The sequence below is a fragment of the Paenibacillus turicensis genome (assembly GCF_050461185.1).
In the GTDB taxonomy this organism is placed as follows: Bacteria; Bacillota; Bacilli; order Paenibacillales; family Paenibacillaceae; genus Fontibacillus; species Fontibacillus turicensis_A.
Genome location: NZ_JBCMOR010000005.1, coordinates 1,936,896 through 1,948,315 on the forward strand (window position 1 = coordinate 1,936,896; position 11,420 = coordinate 1,948,315).

Below are 11,420 nucleotides of genomic sequence, written 5' to 3' on the forward strand. Positions count from 1 at the left end.
ATTTCAACAACAAATTACACGGATACTAAGAAATCTGGTTTTAACAACGATCGGAAGAACCCTCTGTTTTGTAGCCTTCCATCTCCATCTTTGTCAACCACTCATTTTTTATTTTTTAAGCTCAGCTTCAATCAAAGGCTGTAATTTACTATAATCCTCAGATTCCGCCTCGCCAACTTCTTTTCCATTCATAAATAGTGTTGGGGTTCCCCCGATATTAAGCTTGTCTCCTAAATCATATTGAGCTTGTACCTCTTTAGCGTAGGTTTGGTTATCGATATCTTTTCTTAGCTGCTCAAGGTCTAAGGAAGCATCTGCCTCGCCTGCAAGCTTAACTAAAAAATCTGTCGTTGCCCATACTTTTTTCACTTCACCTTGATTTTTAAAGATCAAATCAATGTACTTCCAGGTAGCGTCAGGATTTTGACGATAAACCGCTTGTGCAGCTAACGCTGCCGTTGTAGAATCTTCATAAAGAAAAGGAAAATGAACATAATAAAGTGCTACTTTACCTTGTGCAATATAATCATCATAAATGTGTGGCTTTACAGATTCATTAAATACTTTACAGCTTGGACATTTTAAATCTGAAAAGTCTACAATTTTCACCTTGGCATCTGCTGCTCCTAAACGAGGTAAGTTATTATAATCAAAAGCATCTGCCTTATTTGTCTGAATTACAAGTACGATGATCAGTCCTAGCAATACGACTCCAATGGTAGAAAACCAAATAATACGTCTAGTTTTCTGTTTTTTCTGTTGCTGGATCGCTTCTGCCTTGCGCTGTGCCATAACATTACTTTTTTTCTTAGGAGGCATATCATTCCTACCTTTCATTTATATCATTTTACTTTGTCTGCAACCATTCTAGTTACAAATATTTGTTAAGTCAAGATTTCATTTTGCAAATTTTACACTGCGTTAACAAAAAACGTTATTAACTTAGAAATGTTAAGACTATACTAGGGTATGTCTAAAATGATAAAGCCTATATTAAAACGGTCATATTCGTTATCGGAGGTCAAACGCGCATGACAGATACAGAATTAAAAAATACTCATCCCACCTATTTAAATCGTGATTTAAGTTGGATTGAATTCAACCGACGTGTATTGCTTGAAGCCAAAGATATCAGCACACCACTGTTGGAGCGACTGAAATTTCTTTCCATCGTCTCTAGTAATCTGGATGAATTTATGAGTGTGCGTGTAGCAGGAATTCAAGATCAGATTCGTGCTGGCTATACCAAAAAAGATTTCTCCGGCTATACACCATCAGGATTATATAAAAGAATCATTTCTCGTACTTCCACCATGGTTACGGAGCAATACCGTACATTTCGAGAATTAGTAAGACAACTGAGTAAAGAAAACATCATGATTTTAAATATTGAGGATTTAAATGCTACACAACAACGTTATACAGAAAAGTATTACCACGATATTATTTTCCCGGTGCTTACACCGATGGCAGTGGATCAAAGTCGTCCCTTCCCACTTGTTCATACTGGTTTTGTTTATTTCGCGGTTGTATTAGAACCTCTATCCACTAGCCATTCACAAAATCTTGAGGAGCCTTTTTTTGCAATTATACAAATCCCTTCGAATTTACCACGGCTTCTTGCCTTACCTCATCATTCTACGAGTAAAAAGCAATCGTTTATCTTAATAGATGAATTAATCCGTCATCATATGCAGACGTTGTTTAATGGTTATACGCCTGTAGCTGCACATCAATTTAGATTAACACGTAATGCAGATTTGAGCATTGATGAGGAAGGTGCAGAGGATTTACTAGAGGAGATTGAAAAGGAATTACGCAAGCGTCGTTGGGGTGCACCCGTTCGACTGGAAATTCAAAAGGATATTCATCCCTTTGCAATGGAAATGTTATTTGACGAATTTGAAATTAAGGATACAATTTTTGAAATCGATGGGCCGTTAGATTTAAGATTTCTGGGCAAGCTGCCAGGGATGCTAAAAGGCTACTCCCGTTTACGATTTCCTCAGCTTGAGCCACAATACCCTATTGAATTTGAGGAGAATGATGACTTTTTTGAGGTGTTAACTGAAAAGGATGTATTAGTGTACCACCCTTATGAAAGCTTTGACGCCGTAACTGATTTCATTACAAAAGCATCTGAAGATCCTAGCGTTATGGCGATTAAAATGACGTTATATCGTGTCAGTGGGAACTCACCCTTAATTCGTGCCTTAGCGTTAGCCGCTGAAATGGGCAAACAGGTTACTGTAGTAGTTGAACTAAAAGCAAGATTTGATGAGGAACGAAACATTGCGTGGGCGAGAACGCTAGAGAAAGCAGGTTGTCACGTCGTTTATGGCTTAGTTGGCTTAAAAACCCATGCTAAAATCTTGCTTGTTGTAAGGCAAGAAGGCAATCAGCTCAAGCGTTATGTACATGTGGGGACAGGCAACTATAACGATATTACTGCTACCTTGTATACCGATATCGGTTTATTTACGACGGATAAGGCAATTGGTGAAGATGCCTCAGAGCTATTTAATTTAATTACAGGGTATTCTACTGCGGATCACTGGCAATCGCTAACCCCTGCACCAACCAATATGACGGACAAGCTATTTGAGCTGATCTCGCGTGAAGCAGAACATGCAGCAGCAGGTCGACCTGCAAAAATTATTGCAAAAATGAATTCATTATCCAGTCCAGAAATGATAGACAAGCTATACGTAGCCTCACAGCAAGGTGTAAATATCGAGCTTATCATTCGAGGCGTATGCTGCTTACGCCCAGGTGTAGAGGGGTTAAGTGAACGGATTACAGTAAGGAGTATTGTGGATCGTTTTTTAGAGCATTCACGTATTTACTACTTTGAAAATGGAGGGGAACCAGAAATTTGGCTATCTAGTGCGGATTGGATGACGCGGAATCTTACACGTAGATTAGAATTGATGTGTCCCGTCCATAACGAGTATACACGAGACACAATCATCGGTATTTTGTTGTTATCACTGAAAGATAACGTCAAAGCAAAAAAGCTGCTACCAAATGGAAAATATGAGAAAATCACGAATCAGGCACCACCTTGCCGAAGTCAATTTGATGCGTTAGATATTAAGGCATGGAAGAAGGTTCAAGCTTTACCTTTAGATTAACACCCCAAGCTTTTTTAAAGCTTTTTGTTAAACCTTCAAGCTCCCTTAGCTCCAAGGGAGCTTCTTGTTTTGCAAGCAATCGTAAGGTGAGTGTATCTTCATTACGTACAACATGCTCTACCTCTAACGATTGGGTTCGACTTACATCAAGTGCAATCGCAAGCTGTAAAATAGTGCTTAGTCGCTCGATTTGATCAAAGTCCTCTCCATTTAACATGCTTTTATAAGTAGCTAGTGCCTTTTTGTTAGGCATCATTCCACTTGAAATACAAGCACAGATCAAAGCCTGATGATGATCCAAACCAATCATCGGAACATGAGTCAGCCAATAAAAGGTATGCTTATCGTATTGATGATATCGAATATTCATCCCAATCTGATATAGCTTCGCAGCTGTATACAACAAAATTTCATCATCACGGTTATTATTTCCTAACGAATACAATGACTCGTATAACAGCTCGGCATTGTGCTGCACCTGTTCACCATGTTCTTTTGAACTGGAGTTATCAAACGCCAATATATTTTTAATTTGAAAAGGAACCACTTCGCCTTTAGCAGGAACAGAGATTTTTTCCGCTTCAAGCATTAAGCCTTCTCTTAACCCAGTCCCACTTACTAAATAGTACTCGGCATGAATGTAATTATAAATCGTATTCAAAATAATAATACCTGGCACAATAATGTCAGCTCTAGATTTTGCTAAGCCATCGATTGCCTTACGTTTCTCTAAAGGAAGCTCTGGCAACAACTTTTCATAATGCTTTAAGCTATTTCCTTCAATTTTATAATAATGTGCCACATTCATCGGATAGTCGACTCGACGTTGATCCATTTTAGCGAGCGTACGCGAGGTTCCACCGAGACCGATTAACGGCAAATGTGGATTGTTTTTTATCCAAGCATGGGGAGTTATTAATTGTGTTACCTTTGCTTGTAACGCTTTGATGCTTTGTTCATCCCACACGCCATCCTTGCTATACTGTTCTTGCCCATTTACAGCACCAAGGGGTAAGGATACGCTGGAAACGACCTTACGATGACGGAACAACGTAATTTCACTGCTTCCCCCACCGATATCTATAATAAAGCCATCATTAATATCCATCGTACTCACTACACCAAGAAATCCATAATACGCTTCTTGTTCACCCGTTAACACTTTTACCTTTAGCCCTGTTTCCTCATAGATCACTTTAATGATTTGCTCTTGATTTGTGGCATTACGTATGGCGGCAGTTGCCGCTACAATCACCTCATGACAACCATACTTCTTACAAATCAGGCCAAATTGCGCCAAAATAGGTGTAATCGTTAAAATGTCCTGATGTGAAATTGCACCATCCTCATTGATCTTTTGACTTAATCGAGCAGATTCCTTATTTTCATAAATTAAGCGATACGCTTTAGAATCCGTCACTTCATATACCGCTAAACGAATCGAGTTGGACCCGATGTCCATAACGCCTAAGGTAGTCTGGCTATCATGCATAACATTTCTCCTTACTTTAATTTGCTTCCTTCTCCAGTATTCCGTAATATACTAAATCCACATACTTGCCTTCTTTCACAATATGTTCCTTAAAGATTCCCTCTTGCTTCATACCTATTTTCTCCATAACTTTTCCTGAACCAATATTAGAAGAAAAATAACGTGCAAATACTTTATTTAGTTTTATTTCCTTAAAAGCAAATTGTAATACCGCTTGAGATGCCTCGGTAGCATATCCTCTTCCCCAATATGGCTCACCGATCCAATAAGCTAGTTCTCCATGATTAAAGAGTTTATTGTTACTTAGTGCAATTGCTCCAACCACTTCTCCTGTTTGCTTATCAGTTATAGCAAATTCATATAATTTATCATTAATAAAGTTATCGTAATGGGTTGCGATCCAAGTTAGAGCATCTTTTATATGATACGGATACGGCAAATACAACGTGCTTTTATAAATATTATAATTGTTACAGAGAGTAACCACTGTTTTTGCATCAGATTTTTGAAATAATCTTAAAATTAGTCTTTCAGTGCTCATTATTGTCGTTTCCCCAATATCCACGATTAGGATCCCCGTCCTCCCTAAGACCATTGTAGATAACCCATTTTGTTTGTTTTGGATAAAATATTACTTTCATTATATGTTGTTGGCTGGATAAATCAAAGTAAAACAAAAAAGGGCTACCCCATTTATTCCTAGGAATAAACGGGATAACCTTCAATAACGGAGAAAACTTAAATTCGCATAAAACAAATAACGATAAATAAAACTGAACTACATAAATATTAAAGAAATTAAACTTAAAATTATATATAATCTTAAAGTTTAATTGCTCTCACTAATTCAACAACCTCTTGAGCTGTCGATTTTTGCAATGCTTGTGCTGCTAGCTCTTCCATCTCCGCTTTAGAAAGCTTAGAGATTAAAGAACGAGCAGGTAAAATGGAAGTTGCACTCATACTAAACTCATCAAGTCCAAGACCTAGCAATAAAGGAATCGCAGTTGTATCGCCTGCCATTTCTCCACACATACCAGCCCAACGACCTTCTTTATGAGCAGCATCGATAACCATTTTAACTAAGCGCAAAATGGATGGATTGTATGGCTGATACAAATAAGAAACACGCTCATTCATACGGTCAGCCGCCATCGTATATTGAATCAAATCATTTGTACCAATAGAGAAGAAATCAACTTCCTTGGCAAATTGATCTGCAAGAACCGCTGTAGCAGGAATTTCTACCATGATTCCAATCTCGATGTTGTCAGATACCTCGATACCTTCAGCAATAAGCTTCGCTTTTTCTTCCATAAGTAAAGCTTTAGCTTGACGGAACTCGTCTAATGTAGCAATCATCGGGAACATAATACGCAAGTTGCCATATACACTAGCACGAAGTAAAGCACGAAGTTGTGTTGAGAAAATATCTGTACGATCTAAGCACAAACGAACTGCACGGAAACCAAGGAATGGGTTCATTTCTTTAGGCATATCAAGATAAGGAAGCTCCTTATCTCCACCGATATCTAAAGTACGAACAACGACTGGTTTTCCTTCCATACGCTCTAATACTGTTTTGTAAGCATTAAATTGTACTTCTTCGTTAGGCATTTCTGTACGACCCATGTACAAAAATTCTGTACGATACAAGCCAACAGCTTCGCCACCATTATCGTTAACACCTTCTACATCGTTAGGTGTACCAATGTTACCCGCAAGCTCTACATGTACGCCATCCTTTGAAGTCGTTGGTTCTTCACGAAGAAGTCTCCACTCTTCAATTTGACGTAAATGAGCGTCACGTTTAGCTTCGTATTGCTTTACAGTCTCAGCATCAGGATTAATGATCACTGTTCCTTCCAAGCCATCTACAATTACAAGGTCGCCGTCCTTCACTTGCTCAAGCACATCTTTTGTCCCTACAACCGCAGGAATTTCCAAAGATCTTGCCATAATCGCAGAGTGAGAAGTTCTACCTCCGATGTTTGTTGTAAAGCCTTTAACGTATTTACGGTTTAATTGTGCAGTATCAGAAGGAGTTAAATCTTCTGCAACTACAATAACTTCATTGCTAATTTCAGCAGGATTAACATAAGAAAGACCTAACAAATGAATTAAAACACGTTTTGTTACATCACGCATGTCAGCTGCACGTTCTTGTAAATATGCACTTTTCATGTTTTCGAACATGGAGATAAACTCTTGAGCCGTTTCATTCAAAGCGAACTCAGCGCATACTTTTTCATTTGCAATTTTGTCTTGAACAGGTGTAAGCAATTCTGGGTCATCCAGAATAAGCAAATGAGAAGCAAAAATTTCAGCTTTCTTTTCACCAAGCTCTTGTAGTGTACGCTCTTTAATACTCTCAAGCTCTTGTCTTGATTTCGTTAGAGCATCCTCCAAACGAGCTAATTCAGCAGCTGAATCTGCTACTTCACGCTTAGTTACTGTAAAATCGGGATGTTCCAGTTTGAAAGCTGGAGCGATTGCTACACCAGAAGATGCCGCAATACCGGTAATATTAAGCATGAACTTCGCCCAAACCTTCCTTGACGATTACATCTGTTAATGCTTGAAGAGCTGCTTCAGCTTCGTCGCCTTCAGTCATAATTTTGATTGTATCACCTTGCTCCAAGCCCAAAGATAACACACCTAGGATGGATTTAAGGGTTACTTTTTTACCGCCAGCCTCTGCAAAGCTTTCAGCATTTTTGAATTTACCAGCTGTGTTTACGATCGCTGTTGCTGGACGTGCGTGGATACCATCTTCATCAGTAATTTTAAATGTTCTTTCCATATTTAGTCACTCTCTTTTCATTAGTTTTTGTTGGGGAAGTTCAAGTTAAGCAATTTGAAAAAATCAAATTAGCTGTCCTCTTACGAGATGGCATTTAAGATGTTGCATTAAATAAGCTTTTCCATCACCTTCATAATTTGATAGGACTCCAGACCAAACATAATATGTAATTGATCTCCCATATCAAATACGGCAAAGGCACCTAATGCAGTTAGTTTTTCTGTACTAAAATCATTTCGGTTTTGTAAGGTCGTCCTAAGCCTTGTCATGCAGGAATCCACTGCGATAACATTAGCTTTTCCTCCCAAAGCCTCAAAAATACGAAAAACAAACTCATCCATACCAAGCTCAGCAATCCGTGCATCTAATAAAATTTTATTCATATGCGTTCTCCTTGCCTCTATTCCCAGTGGAGCAAGCACGTCAACTTGATAAGACTAGATAACGTTTTGCCATACATTAAAACAACAACGTTCTGAATACATGCAAAAAAGGCATAAGCGAATAAAGCATGGAAATATCAACACTTTATATGGATATAATACCCCAAAAGTGATCATATAAACCAATACTTAAACAACTCATGCCTGATCGAATCAGTAACACATTGAACTATTTTGTTGTCTTACTTAATTAGCAGTATAACAAATCTATAATTCAGATTCAACACTTAATACTTAACTTATAGATTAATCTTTTACTTCCTTGAAAATCAGTGTGTCCCTTTTGGTGCGACACGGTGTAAGTGTACAATCAGATAACTCACTTCTGCTTGATAGACAGCAAGACTCAAACGTGTCTCCATTAACTTGGTTAACTTCACAGCAAGCGTATGCAAGGTTGGATATTCCTGTTCTAAAATACTTTCCAGTTTCCCCATATCGCTGACCTGCTCTCCTCTACGAACACGTTCAATCGCAAAACGCAAATGAGTAAGCAAACGAGAAAAATCAAGCGAAGTCTTATCAATTGTAAATTCAAGCTCTTGTTCAATTAGACCCACTAAATCTGCAATCAGTTGGGTATGCTCCCTTACCTCATTAATATGGCGGTTAGTAAGACCACTATGAATATGTAAGGCTACAAAACCAATTTCGTCTTCTCCTAGGTCCACACCCATCTTTTCATGAATTAAATCAATTGCATACTTAGCAAATTCAAATTCAACAGGGTATATTTCTTGGGTTTCAAATAGAAATGGATTATGGAATACAATATCTTGCTCTAATCGCTTCAACGCAAACGCAATATGATCGGTTAACGCAATATGAATATGTTCGTTTAATTCTGTTTGTGTCTTCTGAGAAATATACATAACCACTTCTCCAATAACCTCAATCAATTTCTCATCGATTTCGGGCAGGAGCTGGATATATTGCTTCCGTTCCTGTTCATTGGTGAGTATGAATAATTTCTCTATGGATTGTAAAGAGAGCTGATCTCCTGATTTAGCATTAAACCCGATGCCTTTACCAATTACCACAACCTCACCATGATCAGGATGGTTACCGATAATAACATTATTATTTAATGCCTTTTTTACGTGCAGGCTTTTCATAGCGTTACCCTTTCTGCATACAATTTCATAATGTCATAGACCTGAAGCGTAGCAGGCTCAATAATTCATATTATAAATCATTCTACTATAGCAATACCAGTATTCTATAGATAAATAGAAGCGCTCGGTTTTACCGAACGCTTCATACGAGTAATACTAACCTATCATAATACTCACTAATTTCATCTTATATATTATATTACTTTTCTGCGTCAGTTACTGTGTCAGAATCTGTACTATTTGCTTTTGTTACATTACTTGGGACGTCAATTTTGACTTGCGCCTGATCCACAACTTTTTTGGTCCCCAACGCTGCTGCGATAGCAGCCGGTACAGCTACACTGGAATTATGGCTACTTGCTTCCGATTTATCACCAGTTAGCTTTTGAATTAGCTTATTGATGTCAATTCCTGATACATCCTTAAGCATTTCAGGTGCAGTTGCCATTAGCTCTGTAACGTAGTTGCTGACTCTAGCTGCGCCTTCACCTTTACCTGTATCCACTACAGTTAACTTATCAATGGATGAGATCGGAGCGGCAATTTTACCAGCAAGCTCTGGCAACATTTTAACGACGATATCGAGAACGGCTGCTTCACCAAATTTTTGGAAGGCTTCAGCAAGCTTTTCTTTTGCTTCCGCTTCAGCTAAACCACGCAAACGAATAATTTCAGCATCTGCTGTACCTTTAGCACGCTCTGCATCTGCAATCGCCAAACCTTCTAAACGTTTTTGCTCTGCGGATGCTTTTGCTTGAGTTTCAATGGAATATTGAAGTGCATCTGCTTCTCTCATTTTCTTCGCTTTATCCGCTTCAGCCGCTTGCTCTACCGCATAACGATCCGCGTCTGCTTTTTTCTTTACTTCAGCATCATATTGCTTTTGACGAACGGTGATTTCTTTATCCTGCAAATCAATTTCACGTTCTTTACGTACCAATTCTACCTTCATTTGTTCTTCTACCATCGTTTGTTTGGCACGTGCTTCTTGAATATGGTACGCTTGGTCAGCTTCCGCTTTGGCAGTGTCCTGTTCCTTTTTAAAGGAAGCAACCTTAAGCTCTTTTTCTTTAGAGGCTTCAGCGATATTTGTATCTCTTAGTAGTTCCGCCTTTTGTCCTTGCTCTTCTGCTAGCGCCTTCTTAATACGGGAATCTCTAACTGCATCAGCTTCAGCAATTTCCGCATCTCTTTTAACAGCGGCAATTCTTGGTTTACCTAAGGCTTCTAGATAACCATGCTTATCACGTACATCCTTAATCGTAAAGGAGACAATTTGTAGACCCATTTTCTTTAAGTCACGTGCAGCTACACCTTGTACCTCTTGCGCAAATTTATCACGGTTTCGGTAAACCTCTTCAACAGTCATCGCACCTAAGATTGAACGCAAATGTCCTTCTAATACCTCTTGCGCTTCACCCTTTAGAGCTTCAATTGGTTTGCCCATAAATTGCTCCGCAGCCGTTGCTACATCTTCTGTGGAACCGCCCACCTTAATAATCGCAACGCCGTCAGCACTTACCGGAACACCTTGCTCCGTATAAACCTCTGGTGTCATAACATCAAGCTTATGTGATAATAGCGACATAAACTCAGCTTTTTGGAAAATCGGCCAAATAAACGCACCGCCACCACGAACAATTTTAATTTTACGGCCTGTATCATCATCAGAAATATTTTTATTACCTAAAAATGAACCCGTTACGATCATCGCTTCGTCTGGGCTTACTGTTTTATATCTTGCCCAAAATGCTAACCCCATTACAACGATTACAACAATAACAATACCAGGAATCAATAAAAAATCAGGAATATTTTCTAAATTCAAACTTACCCTCTCCTCTTCGTCTATATTTGTGAGTTAAAAAGCTAGTTTGTACTACACATTAAAAATAGGTTAGGCTGGCTCTAATTCTGAAACCTTGACTACACCATCTTCGGTATCAATAACGACCACCTTTGTCCCCACAGGAATTTGCCGTTGATCCCAACTAGATGCAATATGTAGCGTGTTGCCAGCAACAAAGTTAATCATGACTTCACCAAAACCTTGCTCTGGAATAGGTACAGTCACTTCGCCCAATTTACCAGGTAGCTCTTTTATAGAGTAACTGGTGGAGTTTTCACTATTTTCCATCGGTTTAACGTAACCAAAATAAATAACAACACATAACAATAACGCAATAACGATGGAAAAAATAAGTACAACAGATGTAGTAAGTGGAGAATAACGACCTAATAAAATACCTGCACCTCCAAACGAGGTTACAGCGGAAGACAATATGATTGGCTTAAGAAAATCAACTGCAAAAAAATCAAACACCCCATCAATAAAGCTTCCAATCAGATCACCTAAAACCACACTTACAATTGCAAAAACGCTGCCACCAATGAGACAGCCCCAATACAACGACTCCATCTAACTCCCCCCTT

10 protein-coding genes are annotated in these 11,420 nt (G+C 38.6%); 1 reads left to right on the forward strand and 9 read right to left on the reverse strand.

Going from position 1 to position 11,420, the window contains the following annotated elements; translation table 11 throughout:
* Positions 1-108: 108 nt before the first annotated feature.
* Positions 109-837 (reverse strand): DsbA family protein, encoded by a 729-nt coding sequence (locus ABE099_RS11130; protein WP_430030293.1) that lies wholly within the window; start codon positions 835-837, stop codon positions 109-111.
* A gap of 194 nt (positions 838-1,031) precedes the next feature.
* On the opposite strand from ABE099_RS11130, the gene ppk1 reads away from it, so the two are divergent.
* Positions 1,032-3,134 carry a polyphosphate kinase 1 gene (gene ppk1, locus ABE099_RS11135; RefSeq protein ID WP_430030296.1) on the forward strand — a complete coding sequence of 701 codons (2,103 nt, stop codon included), beginning with the start codon at positions 1,032-1,034 and terminating at the stop codon, positions 3,132-3,134.
* Here ppk1 and ABE099_RS11140 read toward each other — a convergent pair.
* From ABE099_RS11140 to ABE099_RS11175, 8 genes are all read right to left on the reverse strand, one after another.
* Entirely contained in the window at positions 3,094-4,626 is a 1,533-nt protein-coding gene (locus ABE099_RS11140; RefSeq protein WP_430030298.1) for a Ppx/GppA phosphatase family protein, read from the reverse strand. The genes ppk1 and ABE099_RS11140 overlap by 41 nt on opposite strands.
* Positions 4,627-4,642: 16 nt before the next feature.
* Complete coding sequence (locus ABE099_RS11145) at positions 4,643-5,167, reverse strand: GNAT family N-acetyltransferase (protein ID WP_430030583.1); 525 nt, start codon at positions 5,165-5,167, stop codon at positions 4,643-4,645.
* 281 nt (positions 5,168-5,448) lie between these two features.
* Positions 5,449-7,161, reverse strand: coding sequence for a phosphoenolpyruvate--protein phosphotransferase (ptsP, locus tag ABE099_RS11150; protein WP_430030301.1), 1,713 nt, complete (start codon positions 7,159-7,161; stop codon positions 5,449-5,451).
* Positions 7,154-7,429 carry an HPr family phosphocarrier protein gene (locus ABE099_RS11155; protein ID WP_210088489.1) on the reverse strand — a complete coding sequence of 92 codons (276 nt, stop codon included), beginning with the start codon at positions 7,427-7,429 and terminating at the stop codon, positions 7,154-7,156. Before ABE099_RS11155 ends, ptsP begins: the two co-directional genes overlap by 8 nt.
* Before the next feature lie 107 nt (positions 7,430-7,536).
* A complete protein-coding gene (locus ABE099_RS11160) occupies positions 7,537-7,812 on the reverse strand; it encodes a PTS transporter subunit EIIB (protein WP_210088490.1) in 276 nt (91 codons plus the stop codon).
* Positions 7,813-8,141: 329 nt separating this feature from the next.
* Positions 8,142-8,987 (reverse strand): glucose PTS transporter transcription antiterminator GlcT, encoded by an 846-nt coding sequence (gene glcT / locus ABE099_RS11165; RefSeq protein ID WP_430030304.1) that lies wholly within the window; start codon positions 8,985-8,987, stop codon positions 8,142-8,144.
* A 199-nt stretch (positions 8,988-9,186) separates the two neighbouring features.
* Positions 9,187-10,749 (reverse strand): flotillin family protein, encoded by a 1,563-nt coding sequence (locus ABE099_RS11170; RefSeq protein WP_430030585.1) that lies wholly within the window; start codon positions 10,747-10,749, stop codon positions 9,187-9,189.
* A 135-nt stretch (positions 10,750-10,884) separates the two neighbouring features.
* Positions 10,885-11,406 carry an NfeD family protein gene (locus tag ABE099_RS11175; RefSeq protein ID WP_430030307.1) on the reverse strand — a complete coding sequence of 174 codons (522 nt, stop codon included), beginning with the start codon at positions 11,404-11,406 and terminating at the stop codon, positions 10,885-10,887.
* Between the last annotated feature and the right edge of the window lie 14 nt (positions 11,407-11,420).

What these genes read in the sequence shown, in the direction of transcription:
- ABE099_RS11130 (WP_430030293.1), bottom strand. Translation starts at nt 837, where the DNA reads ATGAAAGGTAGGAATGATATGCCTCCTAAGAAAAAAAGTAATGTTATG.
- ppk1 (WP_430030296.1), top strand. Translation starts at nt 1,032, where the DNA reads ATGACAGATACAGAATTAAAAAATACTCATCCCACCTATTTAAATCGT.
- ABE099_RS11140 (WP_430030298.1), bottom strand. Translation starts at nt 4,626, where the DNA reads ATGCATGATAGCCAGACTACCTTAGGCGTTATGGACATCGGGTCCAAC.
- ABE099_RS11145 (WP_430030583.1), bottom strand. Translation starts at nt 5,167, where the DNA reads ATGAGCACTGAAAGACTAATTTTAAGATTATTTCAAAAATCTGATGCA.
- ptsP (WP_430030301.1), bottom strand. Translation starts at nt 7,161, where the DNA reads ATGCTTAATATTACCGGTATTGCGGCATCTTCTGGTGTAGCAATCGCT.
- ABE099_RS11155 (WP_210088489.1), bottom strand. Translation starts at nt 7,429, where the DNA reads ATGGAAAGAACATTTAAAATTACTGATGAAGATGGTATCCACGCACGT.
- ABE099_RS11160 (WP_210088490.1), bottom strand. Translation starts at nt 7,812, where the DNA reads ATGAATAAAATTTTATTAGATGCACGGATTGCTGAGCTTGGTATGGAT.
- glcT (WP_430030304.1), bottom strand. Translation starts at nt 8,987, where the DNA reads ATGAAAAGCCTGCACGTAAAAAAGGCATTAAATAATAATGTTATTATC.
- ABE099_RS11170 (WP_430030585.1), bottom strand. Translation starts at nt 10,749, where the DNA reads ATGGGGTTAGCATTTTGGGCAAGATATAAAACAGTAAGCCCAGACGAA.
- ABE099_RS11175 (WP_430030307.1), bottom strand. Translation starts at nt 11,406, where the DNA reads ATGGAGTCGTTGTATTGGGGCTGTCTCATTGGTGGCAGCGTTTTTGCA.